We start from the raw sequence: 25,683 nt of genomic DNA on the forward strand, positions 1-25,683 counted from the left end.
GCGTCAGACCTCGTCGAGGTCTTCCTCGTCGAGGTCCTCGTCGTCCTCGTCCTCATCGAAGTCGTCGTCCTCGTCGAGGATCGAGATCATCCACTTCACGCCGAAGCGGTCGACGCACATCCCGAACAGGCCGCCCCAGTCCGGCTCCGACAGCGGCAGGGTGATGGTGCCGCCCTCCGAGAGGGCCTCCCACCACTCGCTGAGGTCCTCCTCCTCGTCGCCGCTGATCGACACAGCGTGCCCGCCGGCGCCGTCGTAGGGAACGCCCGACGGCGTGTCGCTTGCCATCAGCACCATGCCGTCCGGCGTCTCGAGCACGGCATGCAGCACGAGGTCGGCGTCGCCGGGATCGTGGTCGACGTCGCTCTCGCCGAACGTCTCGATCTCGAGCTCGCCACCGAACACGGAGTGATAGAACTCCATCGCCTCGCGGGCGGTGTCGCGGAAGGTCAGGTAGGGGTTGAGCACGGGCACTGCGGACTCCTGACTGCACGGTCGGCGGGTGACGGCCTCAGTCTTCCCGTCGCGCCGTGCGCAGGGCAAGGCCCTCACGCCACCACGTCGACCTCAGCGGCGTGCGGCGCCGACGGACTCGCTCTCGGACTTCCCCAGCCGGCTGTGCCGCCGCGAGTACAGGAAGTAGACGACGACGCCGATCGCGAGCCAGACCAGGAACCGGATCCACGTGTCGAGCGTGAGGTTCAGCATCAGGTAGAAGCAGATCACGGCCGAAAGGATCGGCAGCACGGGCACCCACGGCACGCGGAAGGCGCGCGGCAGGTCGGGCCGCGTGCGGCGCAGCACGATCACGCCGATCGAGACGAGGACGAACGCCGCGAGCGTTCCGATGTTCACCAGCTCGGCGAGCGTCGACAGCGGCACGAACGCGGCGAGGATCGCCACGACGACGCCGGTGATGATCGTGATCCGGTACGGCGTGCGGAACCGCGGGTGCGTCTTGGAGAGCCCCACGGGCAGCAGGCCGTCGCGCGACATCGCGAACGCGACGCGCGTCTGACCCATCAGCAGGATCATCGACACGACGATCAGTCCGATGCACGCGCCGATCGCGATCAGGTTGCCCATGACCGGCAGACCGACCGCGTCGAACGCGGTGGCGAGCGGCGCGCCGTCCTCGGGGTCGATGTCGCGGTAGTTCTGCATGCCGGTGATGACGAGCGAGACCGCCATGTACAGCACGGTCACGATCGCGAGCGCGCCGATGATGCCGCGCGGCAGGTCGCGCTGCGGGTTGCGGGTCTCCTCGGCCGTGGTGGCGACGACGTCGAAGCCGATGAACGCGAAGAACACCATCGCGGCGGCGGCGAACACGCCGCCGATGCCGAACACGCTCGGCTCGAGGCCGAAGATGCCCTGCACGATCGGCAGATGGAACACGTCGGCCCCGCCGTCACCCGACGGCGCCTCGGCCGGCGGCACGAACGGCACCCAGTTCGCGACCTTCACGAAGAACGCGCCGACCACGACGACCGCGAGCACGACGAGCACCTTGAGGCCCGTGATGATCTGGTTCAGGCGGCTCGACAGCTTGATCCCGCCGATGGTCACCGCCGTCAGGCCCAGGATGAGCAGGCCCGCCGGGAGGTTGATGAAGCCGTTCTCGACCGTCGCGATGGCGGCCGGGATCTCGAACCACGTGCCCTCCAGCACGACGGCGAGGTACTGGCTGAAGGACGTCGCGAGCGCGGCCGCGCCGACCGTGAACTCGAGGATCAGGTCCCAGCCGATGATCCATGCGAGCAGCTCGCCGAGCGTCGCGTACGTGAAGGTGTACGCGCTGCCCGCGACCGGCACGGTGGAGGCGAACTCGGCGTAGCAGAGCGCGGCGAGCGCGCAGGCGGCGCCCGCGATCAGGAACGACAGCGCGATGGCGGGGCCGGCGTTCGTCGCGGCCGCGTGACCGGTCAGCACGAAGATCCCCGCGCCGACGCACACGCCGATGCCGAACAGGATCAGGTCGAAGACGCCGAGGTTCTTCTTGAGCTCGTGCTCGGGTTCCTTCGTGTCGGCGATGCTCTGCTCGATCGACTTCGTGCGGAACAGGCTCATGGGTCGTCCTTCTCTCAGCGTCCGTCGCGCCAGCTGTGGGTCGGGTTGTAGCCGAGCAGGCGCCGGGCCTTGTCGATCGACAGCAGCGTGGTGTGCTCGCCGATCCCGTCCCGCCCGCCCTCGGCCCGGATCGGGACGTCGGGGAAGACCTCGGCGAGCAGCTCGGCGTTGGGGCGGGTGGTCACCGTGTCGGCCGCGGCGATGATGAACCGGTCGAAGCCGACGGGCGCGACCTCGAGCGCGCGCTCGACCGCGTGGGCGCCGTCCCGCGCGTCGATGTATCCCCAGAGGTTCCACTTGCGCTCGCGCGCATCGGCGTCGTACGGGAACGCGGCGTAGTCCTCGGGCCACATCACGTTCGAGAAGCGCAGGGCCGTGATCGACAGCGTCGGGTTCCAGCGCACGAGCTCGATCGCCAGCTGCTCCTCGAGGTGCTTCACGAGCGAGTAGACCGACTCGGGGCGGGCCGGGTACTCCTCGTCGACGGGCACGTACGGCGGCGGGACGTCGAAGGGGAGTCCCAGCACGGTCTCGCTCGACGCGTAGACGATCCGGTCGATTCCGAGCCGCGTGGCGGCCCAGAACACGTTGAAGGTGGTCGCCATGTTGTTGTGGAACGTGGCGACATCCGGCGCGAGACCGGGAGCAGGGATCGCGGCGAGGTGCACGAGGGCATCGAGGCCGTCGTGCGTGTCGCCCACTGCGGTGAGGGCGTCGACGACCTGCCCGTAGTCGGTCAGGTCCACGCGGACGAAGTCCGGAGCGCGCTCGCCGACGCGGTCCATGCCGATGACGTGGTGACCGGCCGCGCGCAGCTCGCGCGCGACGACCGATCCGAGCTTGCCGGACGATCCGGTGACAGCGATGCGCATCCCTCTAGCCTTACACGGACCGGTCGGGCAGCCGAGTCGGGGCGGTCAGCGCTTGACGCCGCCGACGAAGTACGCGAGCGGTCCGATCCAGTTGACCAGGATGATCGGCACCCACACGGGCTTGGTCAGCCGGACCTGCTTCGCGGGCCGCGCCCACAAGTCCGAGAAGGCCGCGAGCGCGAGCCCGATCTGCACGAGGCCGACGAGCGAGAGTGCGGCCTTCCCGGCGAGGCCGACGGTCTTCCCGGTGGCCTTGGCGGTCGCGGCCGTGGCCGCCGCGGCCTTGACGGTGGCGTAGTTCTTGACGGAGTTCTTCGTGGTCATGCGGCCATTGTGCTTCGGCCGGAGCGCGCTGTCAGGGCCTTGACGGCGAGGCGTCAGCGCGCGCCGGGGCCGTGGGGCGCGTGGTACTCCGACTCACCGCGCTTCCAGTAGCCCTTCACGACGACGCGCTCGGCCTCGATGCCCCAGCGGTCGACGAGCAGCGCGCGGCCGGTCTTGACGATGCCCTGCTCGGCGGCGATGTAGCCGAAGACGTCGTCCGCCGGCCGATCCTGCGCGGTCAGCGCGTCGAGGCGCGCCGCGAGCGCCGAGCCCGCCGGAGCGTCGCCGCGGTGGACGTACTCGACCGCGGGGGCGTCGATCGGCACCTCGTGCGCGGCGTCGGCGACCTCGATGAGGATCGTGGCGGGCGCGCCGTCCGCGATCGCGGCGGCATAGCGGCGGATCTGCGGGATCGCGGTCTCGTCGCCCGCGAGCAGCCACGCGGCCGGGGCGCCCTCGATCCGCAGCGAGCCGCGCGGGCCGCCCACGCCGATCGCAGAGCCCAGAGGTGCGGTCGCCGCCCACACTCCCGCCACGCCCTCGTCGCCGTGGATCGCGAACTCGAGGTCGAGCCATCCGGTCTCGCCGTCGTCGCCCCAGTACAGGGGCGTGAACTCCCGGCTGGGCGCCGCGCGCATCTCCTCGACCGTCGTCGGGGCGGGCGCGCCGGGCTCGGGGAGGAAGATCCGGATGTGGTCGTCGTGGCCGCGCGAGCCGAATCCGACGAGGTCGGCGCCCTCGACGCGGACACGCACATACGCCGGGGTGATCCACTCGCGGGACGTGAGCGTCGCGAAGCGGAACTTCAGTTCGAGGGGCTCCCGCTCGAGGGTGAATGCCGGGATCGCGGTCGCATGGGTCATGGAAGTTAGGTTAACCTACCCAGCGGTGGGATTAGGGTGTCCTAACCTCGACGCGACCGCTTGTTGCGGGCGTTCCCGCCGATCCCCTTCACCGAAAGACCGCGGCTGATACCGCGCTCTGGATAGGAGCATGTTCATGTCTGCAACCCGATCGATCGCCGCCCTCGGGCTCGTCGCCGCCTCGGCGCTCGCGCTCTCGGCGTGCGCGTCGACGTCCGCCGAGGGCGATGCCGCGGCCGAGGCGCCCGCCGCCGAGTCCGAGACGATCAGCTACACGTGGGACCGCAACACGGTGACCGAGGAGGGCGCCGATCCGGTCTACGAGGAGACGACCGTCGAGGTGCCCGTCGACCCGCAGAAGATCGTCGTGTTCGACATGGCCGTGCTCGACACGATCGGCGCGCTCGGTGGCGAGGTCGCCGGGGCGCCGCTCGAGTCGGTGCCCGACTACCTGGAGGACCACCTCGCGGACGACGCGTTCAACGCGGGCACGCTGTTCGAGGCCGACCTGATCGAGATCGAAGCGCAGCAGCCCGACCTGATCGTCGTCGGCGGGCGCTCGGCCGCCCTCTGGGAGGACCTGAACGAGATCGCGCCCACGATCGACCTGTCCATGCGCGACGGCTTCCTCGCCACGCTCGAGGCGAACACCGCGTTCCTGGGCGAGGTGCTCGGCGCGGAGGACGAGGCCGCCGCGGCCCTCGAGGAGCTCACGGCCGGGATCGACGAGGCGAAGGCCGCCGTCACCGAGGCGGGCGGTTCCGGCCTCGGCATCATGGTGTCGGGCGGCGAGCTCAGTGCGCTGGCCCCGTCGAAGGGCGACGGCGACACGCGCGGCGCCCGAGGCGGTCTGATCTACGACGTGTTCGGCGTCGACCCGGTCGTCGAGGACGTCGAGGCCGCCACGCACGGGGAGCCCATCTCGTTCGAGTTCCTCCTCGAGCACGACCCCGAGTGGCTGTGGGTCGTCGACCGTGACGCCGCGGTCGCGACCGAGGGCGCGCAGGCCGCCGAGGTCGTCCTGGACAACGAGATCGTGAACCAGACCACCGCGGCCGAGGAGGACCACATCCTCTACCTCGACCCGACCGCCTGGTACATCGTGTTCGGCGGGATCGACACGACCCAGCGCATGATCGACGACGTCCTGCAGATCGCCGGTCGGTGAGTTCCGCCCCCGTGCTGATCGGGATCCTGCCGTCCTCGTGACAGCGATCGCGACGTCGACAGGCGTCCCCGTCCAGGCCCGCCCCCGGCGCGCCTGGGCGGGGGCGCTGATCGGCGTGGCCCTGCTCGTCCTGTCGGTCGCGAGCCTCTTCATCGGGGTCTCGGATGTCTCCCCGCTCGCGCTCGTGACGGGCGGACCGGACGGGCGCGCCGCGTTCCTGCTGATCGTGAGCCGCATCCCGCGCACGCTCGCGCTGCTGCTGGTCGGGGCGACGCTCGCGATCGCGGGGCTCATCATGCAGATGCTCGTGCGCAACCGGTTCGTCGAGCCGGGCACGACCGGCGTGAGCGAGTTCGCCACGCTCGGCATGCTCGTCACGATGGTGCTGTGGCCCGGCATGGCGCTGCTCGGGAAGATGGGCGTCGCGGCGGGGTTCGCCCTCCTCGGCACGTGGGTGTTCCTGCGGATCATCCGCGCCGTGCCCGTGCGGCAGCTCGTGCTCGTCCCGCTCGTCGGCATCATGCTGGGCGGCGTCGTGGCCGCGGTCACGACGTTCTTCGCCTACCGGCTCGACCTGCTGCAGTCGCTCGGGCAGTGGGCGCAGGGCAGCTTCGCGGGCGTGATGCAGGGGCGCTACGAGTTCCTGTGGGTCGCGGGGCTGATGGGCGTGATCGCGTGGATCGCGGCCGACCGGTTCAGCGTGATCGGCCTCGGCGAGGAGTTCGCCACGAACCTCGGCCTCGACTACCGCCGCGTCGTCGCGATCGGCATGGTGATCATCGCGGTCACGACCGCCGCCGTGCTGGTCACGGCCGGCATGATCCCGTTCCTGGGGCTCGTCGTGCCCAACATCGTGAGCCTCATCATCGGCGACAACGTGCGTCGCTCGATCCCGTGGGTCGCGGGGCTCGGCGCCGTGTTCGTGGTCGCGTGCGACATCCTCGCGCGCGTGCTCCGCTTCCCGTACGAGATCCCGCTGTCGGTCATCGTCGGCATCGTCGGGGCGGCCCTGTTCCTGTGGCTGCTGCTGCGAAAGGGGAGCCGTGCTCACTGAACAGGCGCCCCTCGCCGTCGCGACCCCGCCGCGCACCCTGTGGTCCCGCCCCGGCGTGCGGATGGCGGCGCTCGCCGCGGTCGTGCTCGCGCTCGTTGCGCTGTTCCTGTTCACGGACGTGCCCGGATCGCTGCTGTTCGCGCTGAAGGTGCGCGGACTGAGCGTCACCGCCATGCTCGTCGTCGCGACCGCGGTCGGCGTCTCGACGGTCGTGTTCCACACGATCACGCAGAACCGGATCCTGACGCCGTCGATCATGGGCTTCGACGCGTTCTACATGCTGATCTCGACCATCGTGGTCTTCTTCTTCGGCGCGACGTCGTTCCTGACGCTGGACCCGCTGATCCTGTGGGGCGTGCAGGTGGTCGTCATGGTGGCGTTCAGCGTGCTGCTGTTCACGTGGCTGTTCGGCGGGAAGCGCCGCTCGATCCACCTGATGCTGCTCGTCGGCATCGTGCTCGGCACGTTCTTCCGGTCCTTCACGGAGTGGATGCAACGGATGCTCGATCCGGTCGCGTTCCAGGTGCTGAGCGACGCGGGATTCGCCTCGCTCACGCGACCGGATGAGACCCTCCTGCTGCTGACGGCGATCCTGGTCGCGCTCGGCTGCGCCGCCGCGATCCCGCTGAGCGCGACGCTTGACGTGCTGACCCTGGGCGAGCCGGCCGCGGTCGGGCTCGGCGTGGATCACCGTCGCACGGTGATGATCCTCTTCGGGATCGTGTCGGTCATGATCGCGGCCTCCACCGCGCTCGTCGGGCCGGTGCTGTTCTTCGGCCTCATCGTCGCGAACCTCGCGTACGCCTACGCCGGATCGTTCCGGCACGCGTGGACGCTGCCCACCGCCGTGCTGCTCGGCATGGTGTGCCTCGTGGGCGGCCAGCTCGTGATCGAGCGGCTCTTCGCGTTCAGCGCGACGCTGTCGACGGTCATCGAGTTCGCCGGCGGCCTGTTCTTCCTGTACCTCGTGCTGCGAAAGGGGGCGCGATGATCGCGCTCGAGAACGCGTCCAAGCGCTACGGCGGAGTCACCGTGCTCGATGAGGTGACCGTGTCGTTCGGCGGGGAGGGCATCACGGCCCTGATCGGCCCGAACGGCGCCGGCAAGTCCACGCTGTTCGGGCTGATCGGCCGGCTCACCAAGCCCGACGCGGGCCGGATCACGGTCGACGGGCAGGATGTCGCCACCGCGTCGTCGTCGGAGCTCGCGAAGGTGCTCGCCGTGCTGCGGCAGGACAACCACATCGCCGCGCGGCTCACGGTGCAGGACCTGGTCGAGTTCGGACGCTTCCCGCACTCGAAGGGGCGTCTCACGGTCGACGACCGCGCCCACATCGAGCGGGCGATCGCCTATCTCGACCTCGAGCCGTACCGCGGCCGGTTCCTCGACGAGCTGTCGGGCGGGCAGCGCCAGCGCGCCTTCATCGCGATGGTGCTCGCCCAGGACACGAAGTACGTGCTGCTGGATGAGCCGCTCAACAACCTCGACCTGCGGCACCAGACCGCGATCATGAAGCTCGTGCGCCGCATGGCCGATGAGCTCGGCCTGCGCGTGATCGTCGTTCTGCACGACATCAACTTCGCCGCGACGTACGCCGACCGGATCGTCGCGATGCGCGACGGCCGCATCGTCGCGGACGCGCCGAGCGCCGAGATCATGCGTCCCGATGTGCTGGAGGCCGTCTACGACACCGCGGTGGACGTGCGCGAGATCGACGGCCGTCGCGTCGCGCTGTACTACAGCTGACCGCTCCCGGACGAGAGCGGGCGGATCCTGCCGCGCGCCCGCCGTATCCCGAGGCGCGCCGCCGCCGGGGCTAGAGGCGAGCGCCGTCGTCGTATTCGTCGCGACCGGGATGGTCGCCCTTGCGTCCCTCGAAGGCGAGGAAGAGCCCGAGGGACACCAGCAGCCCGATCAGCAGCCCGAGCCACACGTTGCCGAGAGAGGCAGCGCCCACGATCGCACCGATCGCGAGCACCGCGGCGCTGCGCAGGATGAGCCACATGGCTTCAGGCTACGCGCCCGCCTCGCGGGCCGCGCGGCGTTCGAGGCCGTCGAGCAGCAGGTCGAGGCCGAACTCGAACTCGCTCTGGTCGTCGCACCAGCCGAGTGTGGATCCCGGATCGTCGTGGGCGATGTGGGCGAGCATCTCGATGAGGTTCGGCGCCTCCGACGCCATCTGCGCGAGCAGCTCGGGCGACGCGTCCTGGTCCGCGGAGCCGGCGGGGTCGAACAGCTCCTGCGTGAAGCCGTAGGCGCGGCTCCCGAGCGCGTGCATCGCGTGGTGGACGAGGTCGTGCGACAGCCCGCCGAGGCGCAGCAGGCCGACGAACCCGTCGGTGTAGCGCACGATCTGCGGCCCGAAGGCGGTGCGGCTCTCGAACACCCCCGGCGCCCAGGGGTGGCGCAGCATGACCTGCCGCGCGGTGAGGATGCGTCGGCGCAGCGCCGCCTTCCACTCGGCGGCTTCGGGCGCGGGCAGCTCCGCGACGGCTGCCTGGATCTCGCCCGCGATCGCGTCCGCGACGCCGTCGAGCAGATCGTCCTTGTTCGCGACGTGGTGGTAGAGCGACATCGCCTCGACGCCGAGCTCGGCGGCGAGGCTGCGCATCGTGAGTCCGCCGATGCCTTTGCGGTCGGCGAGGGCGACGGCGGTGTCGAGCACGCGCGCGCGGGTGAGGGCGGTCCGCGGAGTCGTCGTGTCGGTCATCGTGCTCAGATTCTAGGCGCGAGATCTTGTGCCCCTTACGGTGTACGGCTACCTTACGAAGTAAGGCTTACAATGTAAGGGAGACATCATGTGGATCTGGATCCTCGCCACGGCGGGCGCGGTGATCGCGCTCGCCGTGCTGCTGCTGGTCGCGCTGATCCTGTCGATGCGCGCCAAGTGGGAGCCGGGGCTGCGCTTCGTGCGGCACCTCGGCCGCGACCACTTCAACAAGGCGGCGCTGCGCACGGCGGGCGCTCCCGGCTCGGGGACGCACGTCATCCGCAACCGCGGACGCCGCTCCGGCCGCACGTACCGCACGCCCATCGCCCTGACCGCGACCGACGACGGCTGGATCGTCATGCTGCCCTACGGCACGACGCCCGACTGGCTGAAGAACGTGCTCGCGGCGGGTGAGGCCGAGGTGGAGATCGACGGAGGCGTGCACGCCGTGACCGACCCGCGCGTCGTGTCCCGCGCCGAAGTGGGGCATCGACTGCCGCGCTTCGATCGGCTGGTGGCGCGGCTGTTCGGGGTCGACCAGCTGCTGCAGCTGCGGCGGGCGGCGGTTGCCGCCGACGCCGAGCGGGTGGCGCGATGAGGGCAGTGCTGCGCGACGCCTACGGCGGCCCCGAGGTGCTGCGCGTCGGCGAGGTCGCGACGCCCCGGCCCGGGCCCGGCGAAGTGCTCGTGCGGGTGCGGGCGAGCTCGCTCAACACCGCCGATCTCGACCAGCTGCGCGGTCTGCCGCGCATCGCCCGTGTCGAGGGGGTGCGTCGGCCGCGCTCGCCCCACATGGGCCTCGACGTGGCGGGGGAGGTCGAGGAGGTCGGGTCCGGGGTGCGCGACCTCGAGCGAGGCGACAGGGTGTGGGCCGACCTGTTCTCGCACGGCCATGCGGCGCTCGCCGACTACGTCCGCGTGCCGGCCGACGCGTCCTCGCGCATCCCCGACGGCGTCTCGTTCGTCGACGCCGCCACTGTGCCGCACTCCGGGCTCCTCGCGTTGCAGGGGCTGCGCGCCGCGGCACCCTTTCGCGCCGGCACGCGCGTGCTGATCAACGGCGCAGGCGGATGCGTGGGGCCGTTCGCCATCCAGCTCGCCGTTTCGCGCGGCGCGCACGTGACGGGTGTGGACTCGGCCGACAAGGCCGACCTGATGCGCGCGGCCGGCGCGCACGAGGTGATCGACTACGTCACCGAGGACGTCACGCGGTCCGGGAAGCGGTACGACGTCGTGCTCGACATCGCCGACACCCGAGGCATCCTCGCGATGCGGCGCTGCCTCAAGCGCGGCGGGCGGTACTCGCTGATCGCACGGCGCCTCGGCTCGTTCGCGCGGTACGTGCTGGCCGGCCCGCTCGTGGGCAGGCTGACCGGCACGCGGATGGGCACGATCCTGTGGAAGCCGAACCGCCGCGCCTACCTCGACGAGTTCGTGGCGCTGCTGGCGGCGGGCGAGGTGCGGCCGCTGATCGACAGCACGTGGGCGCTCGACGACGCGGTCACGGCGTTCGAGCACCTCGCATCCGGCCGCGCGCGCGGCAAGGTCGTCGTCGTGCCCTGAGGCGGCACACTGCCGCCGGTGACCTGCCGCCGGTGTCCTAGCGCGCCCGTGCCCTAGCGCGCCCGGTGGTCCTCGGGATGCAGGCGCGGGGCGCGGCGCGGCTCGCGCACCCCCGACGCCAGGATGTAGCGGATCACGCGCTGCCGCTGCCCGGCCCACGGGGCGAGCAGCTCGAGCATGCCGTCGTCCTCCACGCGGGTGCCGGTCAGGGCGTAGCCGACCTGGTGCGCGAGGTGGAAGTCGCCGACGCTGACGGCGTCGGGATCGCCCAGCGCGCGGATCCGGGTCTCGGCGGCGGTCCAGGGTCCGATGCCCGGCAGCGAGGTCAGGATCGCATCCCGCGCGTCGGGTGCGCACGCCGCGATCGCGCGCACGAGCGCGTCGCCGCGCCGGGCGGCGAGCACGATGGCGCGGCTCTGCGGCGGCTCGAGCCCCGCTCGATGCCAAACCCAGGAAGGGATGCGGCGCCAGCCGTCGATCGTCGGCGGCGCGAACATCGGCTTCGGAGTCGGCCCCGGAACGCGCTCGCCGAACCAGGTCACAAGGCGTCGCCAGGCCGAGAATGCCTGGATCGCCGTGACCTTCTGCTCGGTGACCGACTGCACGAGCGCGTCGAAGAGCATGTCGCCTCGGCCGAGCCGCAGGCCGGGGTGGCGGTGGTGGGCGTCGGCGATCAGCGGATGCAGCGACGGGTCGAAGCCGTCGTCGTCGTCGAGCGCGCCGCACAGCGCGGGCACCTGCGCGATCGCCCACTCGCGTCCCGGACCCCAGGATGCGGCCCGGACGGATCCGTCGCGCATCTGCCTGAGCGCGATGCTCGCGACGCCCTGCGGCGTGCGGATCGCCCGCCAGATGACGCCGGCGCTCCAGGCCTGCGCGGGGTCACCGGGACCGCGCTGGAACACCGCGACGGTCGCGTACAGGTCGAGCGGTCGCGCCGGGCGGTACACGCTCTCGAGGCGCGGGCCCGGGTCCGGCCGCGGATCGCGTGCACGAACGGCGATGCGCGATTCGAGGGCGGCGGACGGGATCACGGGTTCACGCTACGCGCCGCATCTGACAATCCGGCGGGTCATCTGCGGCGGGGCGATCCCCCGGGTGGGGCGGGTGTCAGAACCGGTCGGGCGACGGGGCGCCGGCGCCGTAGCGCACCGCGACATCCGCGTGGCGGTCGAAGCGGTAGCCGACGCCGCGCACGGTGCGCACGATGTCCTGGAACGCGCCGAGCTTCGAGCGCAGGCGGCGGACGTGGACGTCGATCGTCCGCTCGCCGGGGGCGTCCGCGTCACCCGCGTCCCACAGCGACGACACCAGCTCGCCGCGCTCGATCGTGCGGCCCTCACGCAGCACGAGGTACTGCAGCAGTTCGAACTCCTTGAAGGTGAGGTTCGCCGACTCGCCGTCGATGATCACGCGCTTGCGGGAGATGTCGACCACGACGCCGCGCGCGGCCTCGGCCTGCTCCTCCGACTGGTTCTTGGTGCGGGCGACCGCGCCGGGCTCGTGCAGGGCGAGGCGCACGACGTCGACGTCGCGGCCGCCGGTCTGCTGCGGCGCGAGCGCGACGGCGGCGTACGTCTCGGCGCTCGGCGCGAGCTCGGCGAGCGTGCGACGCAGCGCGTCGACGAGGATCGGCAGGCTGACGCCGTCGGCCGCTGCCTTCAGCTCGTCGAGGCCCACGTACAGGGCGAAGCCGCGCGGGGCGGCCTGCGGCTTGGGGGCGGCGGAAGCCGCGACGGTCTCGGTGCGCTGCTCGGCGACCTGCGGCAGCGGGTGCAGGTGGCGGACGGGCGCGGGGCTCGCGGCGGCCGTGCGGGGCGAGGGGGCCGTGCGGTCGAGGAGGGCGGGGGCGTTCGTCATGATGATGTGTCCTTGCGGAGGTGCACCGGCGGGGTGCGAGTGTGCGTCGGGGTGACCGTTCGCGCTCAGATGGCGAGGGTCAGCGGGTGAGGATCCAGGATCCTCGGCTGCGAGCCCGCGGGGAGCGGGCGAGCCGGAAGGGCGCTGGGATTCGTTCAGCGACACATTCGACAGCACATGGCAACGCGACCGGGCATCATCATCCCGGTAGTCCCGTTCGCCTCCTGGGCGGACAGAAGCGTGGCGTTGTCAGACATGCGGCAATTGTGACCGGGCGTGTCGCGGCATGTCAAACCGTTTCAGCCATCCCCGCGGGTCATGACGCAATGTGACGCGCGGCGGCCGGCACGGCGCGCCATTGTGCACGAAGGGCGTCAGGTTGCGAGGTCGTCGGCCGTGGCGGCGATGTCGTGCAGGAAGCGGATGATCACGTCACGCTGCTCGGGCGTGAGCTGCGCCGCGAGGTCGAACCGTCGGCCATGCGTGCGGCCGATGCTGTCGCGCGCGGCGCGCCGCGTCTGGTCCTCGACCTCGACGATCACGCTGCGGCGGTCGGAGGGGTGCGGCAGGCGCCGCACGTGACCGGCGGCGGCGAGCCTGTCGAGCAGCTTGGTCGTCGACGCGGTCGAGATGCCGAGGTGCGCCGCGATGGCGCCGGGCGTGACGCGCATGCCGTTCTGCTGCCCCGCGATGATGAACCGCAGGGCGCGCATGTCGGTGTCGCCGAGCTTCATGTAGCGGCGCGAGGCCTCGCTCATCCGCTCGTCCGCCTCTCGCCAGGCGCGCATCGCCCGCAGCAGCTCGACGATCTGGTCGATCTCGTGGGGCGGTATCCCCGCGAGCGAGACGATCTCCTGACCCGGGTCGAGGACACGCGGATCGAACATCGACGGATCGTCGTGTTTCGTCTCCTCCGGGCTCACACCGGCATGATACTCCGGCGGGCAGTAACTCGTCTGGGATGTATCTAGCTAAGCTAGCGATATGAGCCGTCGCCCTGCCTCGAACCTCACGCGCCACGATCTGCGGGGTCCGCGCGTTCCCGTCTGGTTGCGCATCCTGCTGCCGGCGGTCCTGATCCTCGTGTGGTTCGCCGCCGCCGCGGTGGGCGGGCCCTACTTCGGCCGGGTCGACGAGGTGTCCTCCAACGACCGGACCGCCTACCTTCCGGCCACGGCCGAGGCGACGGAGGTGCAGGAGCGGCTTCCGGGGTTCACGGAGGGCGACGCCATTCCCGCCGTCGTGGTCTTCTCCTCGGGCGACGAGCTGACGCAGGACGAGCTGGACACGATCGCGGATCGCCTCGCGGAGGCGGCGGAGCAGGACGTCGTGGTCGGGGAGGCGTCGCCGGCCATCCCGTCCGAGGACGGCCGGGCGGTGCAGGCGTTCATCCCGCTCGACAGCGACGCGGATCTCGGGGAGGCGACAGACGAGCTCCGTGCGATCGTCGCGCAGGACCTGCCGAGCGGCGTCGACGTGCACATCACCGGTCCGGCGGGATTCACGAGCGACCTCGTCGGCGCCTTCGCCGGCATCGACGGGCTGCTGCTGGCCGTCGCACTCGCGGCGGTGCTCGTGATCCTGGTGCTCGTCTACCGCTCGCTGCTGCTGCCGATCGCGGTGCTCGCGACGAGCCTGTTCGCCCTGTGCGTCGCGCTGCTGACCGTGTGGTGGCTCGCGAAGGCGGACATCCTGCTGCTCAGCGGCCAGACGCAGGGCATCCTGTTCATCCTCGTGATCGGCGCCGCGACCGACTACGCGCTGCTCTACGTGGCGCGGTATCGCGACGAGCTCGTGCGGACGCCTCACCGGTGGACCGCGACGATGCGCGCGCTGCGGGGATCCGTTGAGCCCATCGTCGCCTCGGGAGGCACGGTGATCGCCGGTCTGCTCTGTCTGCTGCTGAGCGACCTGCGCTCGAACAGCTCGCTCGGCCCGGTCGCGGCGATCGGCATCGTGTTCTCGATCCTGTCGGCGCTGACGCTGCTGCCGGCGATCCTGTACGCCCTCGGGCGGGCTGCCTTCTGGCCGCGGCGACCGCGATTCGACCCCGAGGCTCCGGATGCGGGCGAGGGCGGCGGCGTGTGGGCGAAGCTCGCGCGCCTCGTGTCCCGTCGGCCGCGGACGATCTGGATCGCCACCGCCGCCGTGCTCGCGCTCGGCTGCGTCGGCGTCACGCAGCTGCAGGCCTCGGGCGTCCCGCAGTCCGAGCTCGTGCTCGGATCGTCCGAGGCGAGGGACGGGCAGGAGGTGCTCGGCGAGCACTTCCCGGCCGGGTCGGGCAGCCCCGCCTCGGTCGTCGCGCCCGAGGACCGGCTGCAGGATGCCGCGGATGTGCTGCTCGCGCAGGACGGCGTCGCGGAGGTCGCGGTGATCGTCGACCGCAGCGGCCTGACCGCGCCGGTCACCGAGGACGGGATCGGGGCGTTCGGCCCTCCCGGGACGCCCGCGCCCGACCCGGTGGTGTCGGACGGCGACGTGCTGCTGCAGGCCACCCTGTCGGATGCGGCCGACTCGCTCGAGGCCGAGGAGACCGTGCGCGAGCTGCGGACCTCCTTGGCCGAGGAGGTGCCCGGCGTGCTCGTCGGCGGCTCGACCGCGACCGACCTGGACACGAACGAGGCGTCGATCCGGGATCGGAACGTGATCGTGCCGATCGTGCTCGGCGTGATCCTCGTGATCCTGATGCTCCTGCTGAGGTCGGTGCTCGCGCCGATCCTGCTGACGCTGACGACCGTGCTGTCGTTCGGGACGGCGATGGGCGTGGCAGCGCTCGTGTTCAACAACGTGCTCGGGTTTCCGGGGGCGGACCCCGCCGTGCCGCTGTACGGCTTCGTGTTCCTCGTCGCCCTGGGCATCGACTACAACATCTTCCTGATGTCGCGGGTGCGCGAGGAGTCGCTCGCGCACGGCACGCGGGAGGGCATCCTGCGCGGGCTGCGCGTGACCGGCGGCATCATCACGTCGGCAGGCCTGGTGCTCGCCGCGACGTTCACGGCGCTGTCGGTCATCCCGGTGCTGTTCCTGGTGCAGATCGCGTTCATCGTGGCGTTCGGCGTGCTGCTGGACACGTTCATCGTGCGCTCGCTGCTCGTGCCCGCGCTCGCGACCGACGTCGGCCGCGCGATCTGGTGGCCGTCGAAGCTCTCCCGCGCGGAGCGGTGAGAGGGACTCAGCCGCAGACATCCGACTGCGATTCGACGTCCTCGTGGACTCGGGGCCGGCCGTCCGCGTCGGTCGTGAACGTGACGAGCCGCTCGTGGCGCGGCGGCCTGGTCAGCGCGACGGGTTCCCCCTCCGCGTCGACCTCCCCGGTCAGCGAGGCGTCGACGCACACGTCCGCCGTGATGCGGGCGCCGGAGCGGGCGGTGCCGGGCGTCGGCGGCGGGTCCACGAAGCGGAAGACGACGACGTGGCGGTAGCCGGTCTGGCGGTGGCCGGTGCCGACGTAGCCGGAGAGGTTCCACTGGAGCGCGTGCATCATGTCCGCGCTGCTCAGGCGGCGGATCGTCGGGACGGTGTCCTCCGTGGGAGTCTGCCGGCGGAAGTCGTCGACGGCGCGCATCCAGTCGCGGTACGTCTGCTCGGCCTCCGAGCGGGCCGGTGCGCACGCCGCCAGACTCAGCGCGGCGACGAGGACCAGGATCGAGGTGACGGTGCGCATCGGCATGTCGCCGACGCTAGAGTCGCGCTCGGCGCGCGTTGCGGTTGTGCACAGCGAATCGCCAGCGGCGATCGATCCCGAGGGTTGTGGACGGACGTAACCTCGGTGCGTGACTGAGTTGACCTTCACCCACGACAAGACCGCGTCGCGCTACGAGCTGCGCCGCGGTGACGATCTGGTGAGCGTTCTCGACTACCGCGACAACGGCCGGACGGTGGCGCTCACCCGCGCGTTCACGAACCCGGCGCACCGTGGCCACGGCTACGCCGCCATCGTGACCGAGCGCGCGGTCGCCGAGATTGAGGCCGCCGGCGACCGCACCGTGCTGCCCGTCTGCTGGTACGTCGCCGACTGGTTCGAGCACCACCCGAGCGTGCCGGGGTGCTGGAGGGCGCGGGCGTCCGCTGACCGCCGCACTCCTCGTGGCGAGCGCGTGCCCCCGATAGCCTGACGCGCATGCGCATCCTGATCATCGGCGGCACCGGCAACATCAGCTCCTACGTCACGACGCTGGCGGTGGAGCGCGGGCATGACGTGACGCTGCTGAACCGCGGCAACAGCGACCTGCCCGACGGTGTCCGCGGACTCGTCGGCGACGCCGGTGATGCGGACTCCATCGCGAGCGCGATCGGCGACGAGACCTTCGACGTCGTGGCGAACTTCCGCAGCTTCTCGCCGCAGCAGGTGACCGACGACATCCGGATCTTCGGCGGGCGCACCGCGCAGTACCTCTATATCTCGAGCGCGTCGGCCTACCAGAAGCCCATCGCGCAGCTGCCGATCGTCGAGTCGACGCCGCTGCGCAACCCGTTCTGGCAGTACTCGCGCGACAAGATCGCGAGCGAGGACCTGCTGGTCGCGGCCTACCGCGACAGCGGCTTCCCGATGACGATCGTCCGGCCGAGCCACACCTACGGGCCGTCGCTGATCCCGCTCGAGGGGGCGTGGACGACGCTGCAGCGGATGATCGAGGGACGCCCGATCGTCGTGCACGGCGACGGCACGAGCTGGTGGACGTTGACGCACTCCCGCGACTTCGCGCGCGCATTCGTGGGGCTGTTCGGCAACCCGCACGCGATCGGACAGGCCGTGCACATCACGAGCGACGAGAGCCTGACATGGGACGAGATCGCGCGGCTGCTGGGACGGGCGCTCGGCGTGGAGCCGGAGATCGTGCATGTCACCTCCGAGGCGATCGCGCGGGAGATCCCGTCGATGGGCCCCGGCCTCGTGGGCGACAAGGCGCACTCCGTGCTGTTCGACAACACGCGGATCAAGCAGCTCGTGCCCGACTGGGTTGCCACGACGCCGTTCTCGGACGGGGCGCGCGAGATCGCCGACTGGTACCGCGCCGACCCGTCGCGGCAGACGGTCGATCCGGAGCTCGACGCCGCGTTCGACCGGCTGATCGCCGCGCACGGCTGAGGCTCCTCGCGCCCGGCGTCAGGAACAGCCGGCGCCGTCGGGGTTGTCGATGCAGTCCTGCTGCACGAGTGCGGTGTGCACCTCGACGATCCGGATGTCGCGAGCGGCGGAGGGTGCGGAGATCACGCCGTCGACGGTGCGCGTTCCCCACTCGCCGAAGTCGACGGCGGCCGTGTAGAGCGCGGTGACGGTGAGCGTGTAGGTGCCCTTCTCGGCATACGCGTGACTGGTGTCGGTGGGGCTGAACTCGGGTTGACCGAGCGCTTCCCAGGCCGCGCCGCCCGTGCGCGATTCGGTGACGGTGCCGTCGCCCCAGTCCTGGCGGAACCCTGCCGGGGTGAACGTCACCGAGACCGGGAACCCGAACAGTTCGCCGCCGATCGTCTGTGCGCTTGAGGTGGCGATGGTGTTCAGCGGCATGTTCTTCGCGCCGATCCCGTCGGGCTCGGTCGTGACAGCCGGGGGAGCCGGGACGAAGGACGCGAGGTCGGTGAGCGTGACGACCGCCGGCGGCGCCGCGGGCTCATCCGGTTCGGGCTCTTCTTCCGTGGGCTCGGGGATGCCGATCGTGCACTCCGGGCCGATGACGGTGTTGGTGTCGTCGAGGCAGACGATGGGACCGTCGGATTCGTCCGGGGGCGGGGGAGGCGTGCCGGGATCGGGCGGGGACGGGTAGTGGCCGATGGGGCCAGGGCCACCGCCGCTGTTTTCCGGAGCCCCGCCGGCCGAACCGAAGTCGATCGTCGTGCCGACGTCGATACTCCCGCCCTGGTTGTCGACATGAAGCGCGGGCGGGCACTGGTTCGCCGCGATTTGAGTGATCGTGCAGTTCGCGGCAACGGCGACGATCGACGTCGTCGTTGTAGTGTGCGGCGACAATGCAAGCCCAACGGCAAGTACGAGGTGGGTCAGCATCGGTCTGACTCGAAGTCGGGGACATTGCCGATGATGACCAGCCGTGAGCGATCGACCGTCGCAAGTTCGACGTCAAGGAAGTACTTCTTCGGCGCGTCGGTGGGCGTCACATCCTCGCCGTCAGCGTTGATAAATCGCCATTCCGAGGCATCCATGCACACGTCAAGTTGAACACTTGCCGCCCCCGCGACTAACTCGACGGAGTCCCGTCGAAGATCCGTGATCTTCAAGTCGCCCTCTGTTGTTACTCCAGCAGCCCTCGTCTGCTCGTAAATCTGCTCGTCCGTGTCGCGCAACTCACCTTGCAGGTATCTCAGCGGGTCTGCATCGTCATCGCCAGCGTTGTAAGCATTGATCTCCGCGACGTACGCCCGATATGTCTCCTCCGCCGCCGCAAACGCCTCCTCCTCGCTCGCGAAGCCCGTCGCACTGGGTGAAGGCTCCGGGGCAGGCGTCGCCGCACATCCGCTCAGCCCGAGGGCGAGCAGCGCGATGAACGCAACCGGCGAACGACGAGACCGCATGCCCCCAAGGTAGAGCCGGAGGTGGTCGCCGCGAAGGAGTTATCCCCAGGCGCGCGCACGTAACCTGGTGGGGAAACGGGGGTCCGGATGAGGCTGTGGTCTTTGCATCCTGCGCTGCTCGATCGGCAGGGGCTGACCGCGGCGTGGCGCGAGGCGCTGCTCGCCCAAGCGGTGCTGCTGGGGCGCACGCGCGGGTACACGAAGCACCCTCAGCTCGAGCGGTTCCGCGCGCACGAGCAGCCGTCGGGAGCGATCGCGTCGTATCTGTCCGCCATCGCCGAGGATGCCGCGCGCCGCGGCTACCGCTTCGACCTCGCACGCATCGCCGAGCTTCCGGCTCCCGGCACCACGCTCATCCCGGTGACGGAGGGGCAGGTCGCCTACGAGTGGGAACACCTGCTCCGCAAGCTCTCCGAGCGCTCGCCCGCGGTCCACGAGCAGGTCGTGGGCGGCACGCCCCTGCTGCACCCGATGTTCGTCGTCGTCCCGGGCGATGTCGAGCCCTGGGAGCGCCCGTAGTCAGTCGTTCGCAAGCCACTTCAGGATCAGCTCGGCGGCCGGATCCGGGTTCTTGATCATGGTCTCGTGACCGCTGCCCGGCACCTCCTCCAGCCGAGCGCTGGGAAGGGCGGACACGACGTACTCGCACCACTCGCGGGGCGCCACGGTGTCGGCTTCCCCGCGCAGCACGAGGACGTCGCCTGGCACGTGCGGGTAGGCGAGTTCAGGCCTGTGGACGAGCATCGCGCGCAGCTTTCGGCGCAGGTGAGGCCCGGCCCGCAGGTACTCGCGTGCGCCGGTGAGCAGGACCTTCGGGCTCTCATCGATCAGGTCGCGCGCGAGCTTGCGCAGCTGTGTCCCGAAGCGCCGCTGCCCGATCTCCACCGTGGGACCGAGCAGCACCAGGCGGGTCGAGATGTCCGGATGCCGCGCCGCGACCTCGACGATCACCTGCGTTCCCATGGAGTGTCCGATCAGCACCGGATTCGGGATGCCCTCCGCGCGCAGAAAGGCGGCCACGATGTCCGCGAGCCGCTCGACCGTGGGAGTGCGACCCGGTTCGGGCGCCTCGCCGTAGCCCGGCAGATCCATCGCGATGACGCGGCCGTGCTCGGCGAGCAGCTCGGCCAGGCCGGTGAAGACGGTGCGCCCCATGCCGATGCCGTGCACGAGCACGAACGTCGTGTCACCGGTTCCGCGGGCCTCCCAGATCAGCGTCGCGTCCTGGTAGGAGAACGAGGTCGCCGGATGGTGGGTCACGTCGGAAGGCATGGATCGACGCTATCGGGCAGGTCGAACCGCGCTCGTGAGCGATCTCGAAGCTCGGCTTCTTGGTGCGAGCCGCGGCGGGCATGCTTTCAGTACGAAGATGCCTAACCGAAGTAGGACGCGAACAACGGGATCCCCTGAGCAACACCGAAACCGACGAGCCCCACGAGCAATGCCGTGCCCCACGCCATCCTCACGAGTTTCGCGCCCTTCACCTCCCGTTGCAGCGCAGCGAATCGCTCGGAAGCCGTCGGATCGAAGGGCGGCGGCGTTCCCCACCGAGCGGGATCGGTGACGGCTGCCCGCACGGATTCGAGAGTGAGCGCGTCCAGGACAGGAGGTCGGCGGCGCAGCCACTTCGTGAGTCTCGTGGCCTTGATCACCGCGACGTCGGCTGGCTGCTCACGAATCGTGATCTCCCGCGCACCGACGATCGCCAGGACAGACGAGACCGGGACACTGCCAAGATCCGCGAGGATGCGGGCGACCCGCCTCGCCTCGAACCGCGAGTTTCGCAGGTGATCCTGCTTCTGGCCGTTGACCAGCAATCGCCGACTGCCGACCCAGACTCGGGCGTCCTCGTGGAACTTACTGTTGATGGTGAAGACGCCCGCGGCGCTCACCACCAAGTGATCGATATCGCTGCCACGCTCGCCGACCGGCACCGCGTGGAGGACCAACCACTCCGGTCCAAGCTCTTCGAGGCGTCTAGCCACTTCTCGCTCGCCGAGAGCGCCGAGGTACCAGGGGCGCGATTCGTCATTCAAGGGACTGACGCCGAGGATGCGTCCCAGCCCGGTTCGAGGAGCGGCGAGCTCCTGCACCCTCAGCAATTCGGCGATGACTGCGGAGCCCGGCGCTCGTTCGATCGAGGCGGGTGCTGATGGTGACGCTGCAGCCTCCATACGAATCTCCTCCTCCACCGCCACCCCTCCGTTCGCGGCAAGCCTAGGGCGAGCTGAGCATCCGCCCGCTCCGCGGCGGTGCTCCGCGGCAATGTCGGGGCCCGTCCTTACCGTGGAGGCATGCGGATCCTGCACACCTCTGACTGGCACATCGGGCGGTCCTTCCACGGACACTCCACGCTCGATGCGCTGCGCGGTGTGCTGGCCGAGCTGACCGTGCAGGTGCGCGAGCGCGGGGTCGACGTCGTGGTGATCGCGGGCGACGTGTTCGACTCGGCGACGCCGGCAGCCGCCTGCTACACGCTGCTGACCGACGTGTTGCGCGAGCTGAGCGCCACGGGCGCGCAGATCGTGCTGACCAGCGGCAACCACGACAACGCCGCGCGCCTCGGATTCATGGCGCCGCTGCTGCGCGACGGCGTCCACGTCATCACCGACGCGGCCAGCGTCGGCACGCCGGTGACGCTCGCGGACGAGCACGGACCCGTGCACTTCTACGGCATCCCGTACCTCGAGCCGATCCTCGCCCGCGCCGTGTGGCAGGGGAGCGACCCGCGCACGCAGGAGCAGGCCATCGCGCACGCCATGGGACTGATCGGGGCGGATCGCGTCGAGCGTGGCGGACGCTCGATCGTCGTGTCGCACTGCTTCGCAGCCGGAGTCGAGCCGAGCGCCGGCGTCGAGCGGGAGATCCGGCAGGGATCGCTCGACGTCGTGCCTCTGGCGAGCTTCGACGGGCCCGACTACGTCGCCCTCGGCCACATTCACGGGCGCAGCCGCCTCGCCGAGCACATCCGATACAGCGGCGCGCCCCTGCACTACAGCTTCAGCGAGGCCGACAAGCCGCGCGGGTCCTGGCTCGTCGATCTCGACGCCGACGGTCTCTCGCGGGTCGAGTGGCTCGAGCTCTCGGTGCCGCGCCCGCTGGTCACCCTGCGTGGCACGCTCGACGAGCTGCTCACCCTCGCGGAGCACGACGCCCACGTCGACGCGTGGGTCTGCGCCGTGCTCACCGACGCGACCCCTCAGGCGGAGCCCATGCGTCGCCTGCAGCAGCGTTTCCCGTTCTGCGCCACGATCCAGCCCGACCCCCAGGGCCGCGCCGAGGACGACGGGCTCAGCTATCGCGCCCGCGTGCAGAAGGCGGTCAGCGACGTCGAGCTGATCGACACGTTCCTCTCGCACGTGCGTGAGGGTGACGGCCCCACAGAAGGCGAGACCGCGCTGATCCGCGAGATCGTCGACACCCGCACGGTCGCCGAGGTGTCGGCATGAGGATCCACCGGGTCGAGATCGAGGGGTTCGGGCCGTTCCGCACCCGCCAGGTCGTCGACCTCGACACCTACTCCGGCGACGGCATCTTCCTTATCGCTGGGCGCACCGGTGCGGGCAAGTCCAGCATCCTCGACGCCATCTGCTTCGCGCTCTACGGCACGGCCCCGCGCTACGAGGACGGCGGCGACAAGCGGCTGCGCAGCGACCACGCCGAGCCGGAGGACCGCACCCAGGTCGCCCTCGAGTTCACGAACGGCGACCGCACTTGGCGCATCGAGCGCAGCCCCGAGTTCTTCCGCCCCAAGAAGCGCGGCGAGGGCGTCACCCCGCAGAAGGCCGAAGCCCGCATGTTCGAGCGGATCGACGGCGAGTGGGTCGGACGCGCCGCGCGGCCCGTCGACGTCGCAAACCTCGTCGAGGAGGAGATCGGGCTCACGCAGCAGCAGTTCCTGCAGGTGATCCTGCTCGCCCAGGGCCGCTTCGCGCGGTTCCTGCTCGCCGATGTCACCGACCGGCAGAAGCTGCTGCGCACCCTGTTCGGCACCAAGCGCTTCGAGGAATACGAGAAGGCGCTCGATGAGCGACGCAAGGAGGCCCTCGCGCGCGTCGAGCACGAGAGCCAGGCGCTGATCGCCCGCCTCGACCACGCGGCGGGCATCGCGGGCGACATCCTCGCCCCGCTCGACGGGGACCCGTCGCTGCCGGATCGGATCGGATGGATCGGCCGCGCCGCCCTCCGCGCCCGACACCTCGCGGAGGAAGCCGACGCCGCCCAGCAGCAGGCCGCCAGGGCACTGGCCGAGGCCGAGGCGGTGCACGCCGAGCGGACGTCGCAGCGCGAGAAGCAGCAGCGCCGCGATGCCGCGCGGTCGACGCTCGCGTCGCTCGAAGCGGACGCCGCGGGAATCGCGGAGCTCCGCACCGAGCGGGATGCGGCGCACCGTGCCGAGCCCGTGCGTGCCGCACAGGACGCCGCCCGTCGCGCCCTCGCGACCCTTCACACGGCGAACGACACGCTCGAGGCGGCGGGCAGGGCGTGGGTCGGCGCGGGCGAAGACGACCTCGACGCCACCGCACTCGACGCGTTGGTCGCCGAGGCGCAGCAGCGGATCGGTGCGTGGCGTCCCCTTCGGGACACCGAGGTGCGCCTCGAGGCGGACGCACGCGCGATCGAGGCGCTGCGATCGCAGGCCGCGGAAGCCACCCGCCGGCTCGAGACGCTCGACGCGCGCGCGAGGGCCCTGCCGGATGAGCGTGCGCGGATCCAGGATGCGATCAGCCGCGCGGACGTCGCGATGGCGACGCGCGACGCGCTCGCCGCACAGGTCGCCGCGCTGGAGGCGCAGCTCGCCGTCGCGCGGTCCATCGACGCGCTTCTCGCGGCGCAGAAGGACGCGTTCGCGGACCTGCAGCGCGCGAAGAACCGCAAGGACGAGGCCGAGACGCACCACGCCGACCTGCAGGCGCGCCGCTTCGCGGGCATGGCGGGCGAGCTCGCCGCCGAGCTGATCGACGGCGAGGCCTGCGCGGTGTGCGGCTCGACGAGCCATCCGGCCCCGGCCGAGCGCGGCGACGACCCGGTCTCCGCCGACGACGTGGAGCAGGCGGATCGCGCACGCCGCGCGGCCGTCGCCGCGTATGAGTCTGCAAACACGGCGTACGTCGCCGCCGATCGCGCGCACGCCGACGCTCTCAAGGATTCCGGCGGGCGCTCCGCCGAGGTGCTCGCCACCGAACTCGACGCCGCGCGCGCAGAGCTCGCCGCCGCCAGAAAGGCGGCCGCCGAGAAGGAGCGGCTCGGGGCCGAGCGCGCGGCGCTCGACGCCGAGGCGCAGCGCCACGACGCCGAGCGCGCCGCCGCGATCGCCGAGCGCAGCGACCTTGAGGCGCGTGCGACGGCCGCCGCGGCGACGCTGAAGAAGGACCGCGCCGCGGTCGCCGACGCGCGAGGCGAGGCCGTCTCGGTCGCCGCCCGCATCGACGCCGAACAGCGCCTCGTGACCCTCGCGACCGGATACGCCGAGGCGCAGCGAGAGGCCGCCCGCGCGGAGAAGACCGCCGTCGAGGCGGGCGACGCGCTGCAGGCAGCAGCACAGGAGGCCGGCTTCGCCGACCCCGCAGACGCGATCGCCGCGCTGCGCGACGCCTCGCAACGCGCGTCGCTCGAGGCGCGCATCCGCGAGCACGAAACCGCGCTCGGCGCGACGCGCTCGACCCTGCTCGAGCTCGAGCTCGAGATGCTTCCCGAGGAGCTCGTCGACACCGCCGAGAGCGGCGCGGCCGTCGACGCGGCGAGAGCCGCATGGGTCGACGCCGTCAAGCACCACACCACGGCGGCCGAGCGGGCCCTCACTCTCGAGGGGGCGACGATGCGCATCGAGGCCGCGCACGCAGAGATCGCCGACCTCGCGAGGGAGGCCGCCGAGATCAAGCGCCTCGCCGACACCGTGGCGGGACGCGCCAACAACAGCAAGCGCATGAAGCTCGAGACCTTCGTGCTCGCCGCGGAGCTCGAGGAGATCGTCGCGGCCGCGAACATCCGCCTCGCCGAGATGTCCGCCGACCGCTACCGCCTACAGCACTCGGACGCACTCGCCGCCCGTGGCGCGGCCTCGGGCCTCGGGCTCGAGGTCATGGACCAGTTCACCGGTCGCGCCCGCTCGGCGCAGTCGCTCTCGGGCGGAGAGACCTTCCTCGCCTCGCTCGCGCTCGCTCTCGGACTCGCCGAGGTCGTCACCGGCCGGGCAGGTGGCATCCGCCTCGACACGCTCTTCATCGACGAGGGCTTCGGATCGCTCGATGCCGAGACCCTCGACACCGCCATGCGCACGCTCGACGAGCTGCGCCAGGGCGGCCGCACGGTCGGCGTCATCAGCCACGTGGAGGCGATGAAGGAGCAGATCCCCGCGCAGCTGCGCGTCGAGCAGACCCCGCAGGGGTGGAGCGTCGTGAAGCAGGATCACGCCGTAGCGTTGGTGTCGTGAACAAGCGGAAGGTCGTGGGCGCGGTGCTGCTCGGCGCGGCCGCGCTCGTCTACGGGGTGTCGCCGGTCGACCTGATCCCCGAGCTGCTCGGGCCCCTCGGGATTGCGGACGACGCCGTGATCCTCAGCGGCGCGGCCCTCGGCGTGTGGCGGTTGCTCGCGAGCGCGCGCAAGAAGAAGCATCCCGGCGACGCGGCGGGTCCCGGCGACGCGGCGGGCTGAGTCCGCAACAAGCCCGC

28 protein-coding genes are annotated in these 25,683 nt (G+C 71.1%); 13 read left to right on the forward strand and 15 right to left on the reverse strand.

From position 1 onward, the window contains the following. Positions 1-3: 3 nt before the first annotated feature. The 5 genes from BJP60_RS02485 to BJP60_RS02505 all read right to left on the reverse strand — a co-directional run bounded on the left by BJP60_RS02485 (position 4) and on the right by BJP60_RS02505 (position 4,129). Positions 4-474, reverse strand: coding sequence for a VOC family protein (locus BJP60_RS02485; protein WP_203137333.1), 471 nt, complete (start codon positions 472-474; stop codon positions 4-6). 93 nt (positions 475-567) lie between these two features. After that, positions 568-2,070 (reverse strand): amino acid permease, encoded by a 1,503-nt coding sequence (locus tag BJP60_RS02490; protein WP_203137334.1) that lies wholly within the window; start codon positions 2,068-2,070, stop codon positions 568-570. Between the two features lie 14 nt (positions 2,071-2,084). Further along, on the reverse strand, positions 2,085-2,942 hold the full coding sequence (locus BJP60_RS02495) for an NAD-dependent epimerase/dehydratase family protein (protein WP_203137335.1): 858 nt from the start codon (positions 2,940-2,942) through the stop codon (positions 2,085-2,087). Positions 2,943-2,987: 45 nt separating this feature from the next. Next, positions 2,988-3,266 carry a hypothetical protein gene (locus BJP60_RS02500; RefSeq protein WP_203137336.1) on the reverse strand — a complete coding sequence of 93 codons (279 nt, stop codon included), beginning with the start codon at positions 3,264-3,266 and terminating at the stop codon, positions 2,988-2,990. A gap of 53 nt (positions 3,267-3,319) precedes the next feature. Next, the gene (locus tag BJP60_RS02505; RefSeq protein WP_203137337.1) at positions 3,320-4,129 is read right to left on the reverse strand and encodes a siderophore-interacting protein; all 810 of its coding nucleotides are present in this window, start codon (positions 4,127-4,129) and stop codon (positions 3,320-3,322) included. 136 nt (positions 4,130-4,265) lie between these two features. Here BJP60_RS02505 and BJP60_RS02510 point away from each other — a divergent pair, with 136 nt between their 5' ends. The 4 genes from BJP60_RS02510 to BJP60_RS02525 are packed head-to-tail and all read left to right on the forward strand — an operon-like array spanning position 4,266 to position 8,097. Next, positions 4,266-5,297, forward strand: coding sequence for a siderophore ABC transporter substrate-binding protein (locus tag BJP60_RS02510; RefSeq protein WP_203137338.1), 1,032 nt, complete (start codon positions 4,266-4,268; stop codon positions 5,295-5,297). A gap of 37 nt (positions 5,298-5,334) precedes the next feature. Then, positions 5,335-6,351, forward strand: a complete 1,017-nt coding sequence (locus BJP60_RS02515) for an ABC transporter permease (protein ID WP_203137339.1) — start codon at positions 5,335-5,337, stop codon at positions 6,349-6,351. Further along, on the forward strand, positions 6,341-7,342 hold the full coding sequence (locus BJP60_RS02520) for an iron chelate uptake ABC transporter family permease subunit (RefSeq protein WP_238439527.1): 1,002 nt from the start codon (positions 6,341-6,343) through the stop codon (positions 7,340-7,342). Before BJP60_RS02515 ends, BJP60_RS02520 begins: the two co-directional genes overlap by 11 nt. Next, the gene (locus BJP60_RS02525; protein ID WP_203137340.1) at positions 7,339-8,097 is read left to right on the forward strand and encodes an iron ABC transporter ATP-binding protein; all 759 of its coding nucleotides are present in this window, start codon (positions 7,339-7,341) and stop codon (positions 8,095-8,097) included. Before BJP60_RS02520 ends, BJP60_RS02525 begins: the two co-directional genes overlap by 4 nt. Before the next feature lie 70 nt (positions 8,098-8,167). Here BJP60_RS02525 and BJP60_RS02530 read toward each other — a convergent pair whose 3' ends face one another. Beyond that, complete coding sequence (locus tag BJP60_RS02530) at positions 8,168-8,356, reverse strand: hypothetical protein (protein WP_203137341.1); 189 nt, start codon at positions 8,354-8,356, stop codon at positions 8,168-8,170. Positions 8,357-8,365: 9 nt separating this feature from the next. Further along, positions 8,366-9,061, reverse strand: a complete 696-nt coding sequence (locus tag BJP60_RS02535) for a TetR/AcrR family transcriptional regulator (RefSeq protein ID WP_203137343.1) — start codon at positions 9,059-9,061, stop codon at positions 8,366-8,368. Between the two features lie 88 nt (positions 9,062-9,149). Between BJP60_RS02535 and BJP60_RS02540 the strand changes: the two genes are divergently transcribed. Further along, complete coding sequence (locus tag BJP60_RS02540; protein ID WP_238439528.1) at positions 9,150-9,659, forward strand: nitroreductase family deazaflavin-dependent oxidoreductase; 510 nt, start codon at positions 9,150-9,152, stop codon at positions 9,657-9,659. Further along, complete coding sequence (locus tag BJP60_RS02545) at positions 9,656-10,624, forward strand: NAD(P)-dependent alcohol dehydrogenase (RefSeq protein WP_203137344.1); 969 nt, start codon at positions 9,656-9,658, stop codon at positions 10,622-10,624. Before BJP60_RS02540 ends, BJP60_RS02545 begins: the two co-directional genes overlap by 4 nt. 53 nt (positions 10,625-10,677) lie before the next feature. Here the strand turns inward: BJP60_RS02545 and BJP60_RS02550 are convergent, their stop codons facing one another. The 3 genes from BJP60_RS02550 to BJP60_RS02560 form a co-directional block, all read right to left on the reverse strand. Continuing rightward, positions 10,678-11,658, reverse strand: a complete 981-nt coding sequence (locus BJP60_RS02550) for a DNA-3-methyladenine glycosylase family protein (RefSeq protein WP_238439529.1) — start codon at positions 11,656-11,658, stop codon at positions 10,678-10,680. A 76-nt stretch (positions 11,659-11,734) separates the two neighbouring features. Further along, positions 11,735-12,484, reverse strand: a complete 750-nt coding sequence (locus tag BJP60_RS02555; protein ID WP_203137346.1) for a winged helix-turn-helix domain-containing protein — start codon at positions 12,482-12,484, stop codon at positions 11,735-11,737. Positions 12,485-12,858: 374 nt separating this feature from the next. Further along, positions 12,859-13,371 carry a MarR family winged helix-turn-helix transcriptional regulator gene (locus BJP60_RS02560; RefSeq protein WP_203137348.1) on the reverse strand — a complete coding sequence of 171 codons (513 nt, stop codon included), beginning with the start codon at positions 13,369-13,371 and terminating at the stop codon, positions 12,859-12,861. 97 nt (positions 13,372-13,468) lie between these two features. Here BJP60_RS02560 and BJP60_RS02565 point away from each other — a divergent pair, with 97 nt between their 5' ends. Next, positions 13,469-15,649, forward strand: a complete 2,181-nt coding sequence (locus BJP60_RS02565) for an MMPL family transporter (RefSeq protein ID WP_203137350.1) — start codon at positions 13,469-13,471, stop codon at positions 15,647-15,649. Positions 15,650-15,656: 7 nt separating this feature from the next. On the opposite strand, the gene BJP60_RS02570 is transcribed toward BJP60_RS02565, so the two are convergent. Further along, on the reverse strand, positions 15,657-16,154 hold the full coding sequence (locus BJP60_RS02570) for a hypothetical protein (RefSeq protein WP_203137352.1): 498 nt from the start codon (positions 16,152-16,154) through the stop codon (positions 15,657-15,659). 103 nt (positions 16,155-16,257) lie between these two features. Here BJP60_RS02570 and BJP60_RS02575 point away from each other — a divergent pair, with 103 nt between their 5' ends. Both BJP60_RS02575 and BJP60_RS02580 read left to right on the forward strand, forming a co-directional pair. Continuing rightward, positions 16,258-16,599 carry a GNAT family N-acetyltransferase gene (locus BJP60_RS02575; protein WP_203137354.1) on the forward strand — a complete coding sequence of 114 codons (342 nt, stop codon included), beginning with the start codon at positions 16,258-16,260 and terminating at the stop codon, positions 16,597-16,599. A gap of 5 nt (positions 16,600-16,604) precedes the next feature. Further along, positions 16,605-17,573, forward strand: coding sequence for an SDR family oxidoreductase (locus BJP60_RS02580; RefSeq protein WP_203137356.1), 969 nt, complete (start codon positions 16,605-16,607; stop codon positions 17,571-17,573). 18 nt (positions 17,574-17,591) lie between these two features. Here the strand turns inward: BJP60_RS02580 and BJP60_RS02585 are convergent, their stop codons facing one another. Both BJP60_RS02585 and BJP60_RS02590 read right to left on the reverse strand, forming a co-directional pair. Then, positions 17,592-18,488: a hypothetical protein gene (locus BJP60_RS02585; RefSeq protein WP_203137358.1), complete on the reverse strand. Its 897-nt coding sequence runs from the start codon at positions 18,486-18,488 to the stop codon at positions 17,592-17,594. Continuing rightward, positions 18,482-19,012, reverse strand: coding sequence for a hypothetical protein (locus BJP60_RS02590; protein WP_203137360.1), 531 nt, complete (start codon positions 19,010-19,012; stop codon positions 18,482-18,484). Before BJP60_RS02590 ends, BJP60_RS02585 begins: the two co-directional genes overlap by 7 nt. 87 nt (positions 19,013-19,099) lie before the next feature. Between BJP60_RS02590 and BJP60_RS02595 the strand changes: the two genes are divergently transcribed. After that, complete coding sequence (locus BJP60_RS02595) at positions 19,100-19,531, forward strand: pyrimidine dimer DNA glycosylase/endonuclease V (RefSeq protein WP_203137362.1); 432 nt, start codon at positions 19,100-19,102, stop codon at positions 19,529-19,531. Here BJP60_RS02595 and BJP60_RS02600 read toward each other — a convergent pair whose 3' ends face one another. Beyond that, positions 19,532-20,284, reverse strand: a complete 753-nt coding sequence (locus tag BJP60_RS02600; protein WP_203137363.1) for an alpha/beta fold hydrolase — start codon at positions 20,282-20,284, stop codon at positions 19,532-19,534. It lies immediately after the preceding gene. Positions 20,285-20,385: 101 nt separating this feature from the next. Then, positions 20,386-21,186, reverse strand: coding sequence for a nuclease-related domain-containing protein (locus BJP60_RS02605; protein WP_203137365.1), 801 nt, complete (start codon positions 21,184-21,186; stop codon positions 20,386-20,388). Positions 21,187-21,306: 120 nt separating this feature from the next. Here BJP60_RS02605 and BJP60_RS02610 point away from each other — a divergent pair, with 120 nt between their 5' ends. Genes BJP60_RS02610 through BJP60_RS02620 form a run of 3 tightly spaced genes read left to right on the forward strand, consistent with a single transcriptional unit; the run spans position 21,307 to position 25,666 of the window. After that, positions 21,307-22,461, forward strand: coding sequence for an exonuclease SbcCD subunit D (locus BJP60_RS02610; RefSeq protein WP_203137367.1), 1,155 nt, complete (start codon positions 21,307-21,309; stop codon positions 22,459-22,461). After that, the gene (locus tag BJP60_RS02615) at positions 22,458-25,445 is read left to right on the forward strand and encodes an AAA family ATPase (protein ID WP_203137368.1); all 2,988 of its coding nucleotides are present in this window, start codon (positions 22,458-22,460) and stop codon (positions 25,443-25,445) included. The genes BJP60_RS02610 and BJP60_RS02615 overlap by 4 nt, the downstream gene beginning before the upstream one ends. Beyond that, positions 25,442-25,666: a YkvA family protein gene (locus BJP60_RS02620; protein ID WP_203137369.1), complete on the forward strand. Its 225-nt coding sequence runs from the start codon at positions 25,442-25,444 to the stop codon at positions 25,664-25,666. Before BJP60_RS02615 ends, BJP60_RS02620 begins: the two co-directional genes overlap by 4 nt. Positions 25,667-25,683 lie beyond the last annotated feature (17 nt).

This window comes from Microbacterium sp. JZ31, from assembly GCF_016805985.1.
Classification (GTDB): Bacteria; Actinomycetota; Actinomycetes; order Actinomycetales; family Microbacteriaceae; genus Microbacterium.

What these genes read in the sequence shown, in the direction of transcription:
- BJP60_RS02490 (WP_203137334.1), bottom strand. Translation starts at nt 2,070, where the DNA reads ATGAGCCTGTTCCGCACGAAGTCGATCGAGCAGAGCATCGCCGACACG.
- BJP60_RS02495 (WP_203137335.1), bottom strand. Translation starts at nt 2,942, where the DNA reads ATGCGCATCGCTGTCACCGGATCGTCCGGCAAGCTCGGATCGGTCGTC.
- BJP60_RS02500 (WP_203137336.1), bottom strand. Translation starts at nt 3,266, where the DNA reads ATGACCACGAAGAACTCCGTCAAGAACTACGCCACCGTCAAGGCCGCG.
- BJP60_RS02505 (WP_203137337.1), bottom strand. Translation starts at nt 4,129, where the DNA reads ATGACCCATGCGACCGCGATCCCGGCATTCACCCTCGAGCGGGAGCCC.
- BJP60_RS02510 (WP_203137338.1), top strand. Translation starts at nt 4,266, where the DNA reads ATGTCTGCAACCCGATCGATCGCCGCCCTCGGGCTCGTCGCCGCCTCG.
- BJP60_RS02525 (WP_203137340.1), top strand. Translation starts at nt 7,339, where the DNA reads ATGATCGCGCTCGAGAACGCGTCCAAGCGCTACGGCGGAGTCACCGTG.
- BJP60_RS02530 (WP_203137341.1), bottom strand. Translation starts at nt 8,356, where the DNA reads ATGTGGCTCATCCTGCGCAGCGCCGCGGTGCTCGCGATCGGTGCGATC.
- BJP60_RS02535 (WP_203137343.1), bottom strand. Translation starts at nt 9,061, where the DNA reads ATGACCGACACGACGACTCCGCGGACCGCCCTCACCCGCGCGCGCGTG.
- BJP60_RS02540 (WP_238439528.1), top strand. Translation starts at nt 9,150, where the DNA reads ATGTGGATCTGGATCCTCGCCACGGCGGGCGCGGTGATCGCGCTCGCC.
- BJP60_RS02545 (WP_203137344.1), top strand. Translation starts at nt 9,656, where the DNA reads ATGAGGGCAGTGCTGCGCGACGCCTACGGCGGCCCCGAGGTGCTGCGC.
- BJP60_RS02555 (WP_203137346.1), bottom strand. Translation starts at nt 12,484, where the DNA reads ATGACGAACGCCCCCGCCCTCCTCGACCGCACGGCCCCCTCGCCCCGC.
- BJP60_RS02560 (WP_203137348.1), bottom strand. Translation starts at nt 13,371, where the DNA reads ATGTTCGATCCGCGTGTCCTCGACCCGGGTCAGGAGATCGTCTCGCTC.
- BJP60_RS02565 (WP_203137350.1), top strand. Translation starts at nt 13,469, where the DNA reads ATGAGCCGTCGCCCTGCCTCGAACCTCACGCGCCACGATCTGCGGGGT.
- BJP60_RS02570 (WP_203137352.1), bottom strand. Translation starts at nt 16,154, where the DNA reads ATGCCGATGCGCACCGTCACCTCGATCCTGGTCCTCGTCGCCGCGCTG.
- BJP60_RS02580 (WP_203137356.1), top strand. Translation starts at nt 16,605, where the DNA reads ATGCGCATCCTGATCATCGGCGGCACCGGCAACATCAGCTCCTACGTC.
- BJP60_RS02585 (WP_203137358.1), bottom strand. Translation starts at nt 18,488, where the DNA reads ATGCTGACCCACCTCGTACTTGCCGTTGGGCTTGCATTGTCGCCGCAC.
- BJP60_RS02590 (WP_203137360.1), bottom strand. Translation starts at nt 19,012, where the DNA reads ATGCGGTCTCGTCGTTCGCCGGTTGCGTTCATCGCGCTGCTCGCCCTC.
- BJP60_RS02595 (WP_203137362.1), top strand. Translation starts at nt 19,100, where the DNA reads ATGAGGCTGTGGTCTTTGCATCCTGCGCTGCTCGATCGGCAGGGGCTG.
- BJP60_RS02600 (WP_203137363.1), bottom strand. Translation starts at nt 20,284, where the DNA reads ATGCCTTCCGACGTGACCCACCATCCGGCGACCTCGTTCTCCTACCAG.
- BJP60_RS02605 (WP_203137365.1), bottom strand. Translation starts at nt 21,186, where the DNA reads ATGGAGGCTGCAGCGTCACCATCAGCACCCGCCTCGATCGAACGAGCG.
- BJP60_RS02610 (WP_203137367.1), top strand. Translation starts at nt 21,307, where the DNA reads ATGCGGATCCTGCACACCTCTGACTGGCACATCGGGCGGTCCTTCCAC.
- BJP60_RS02615 (WP_203137368.1), top strand. Translation starts at nt 22,458, where the DNA reads ATGAGGATCCACCGGGTCGAGATCGAGGGGTTCGGGCCGTTCCGCACC.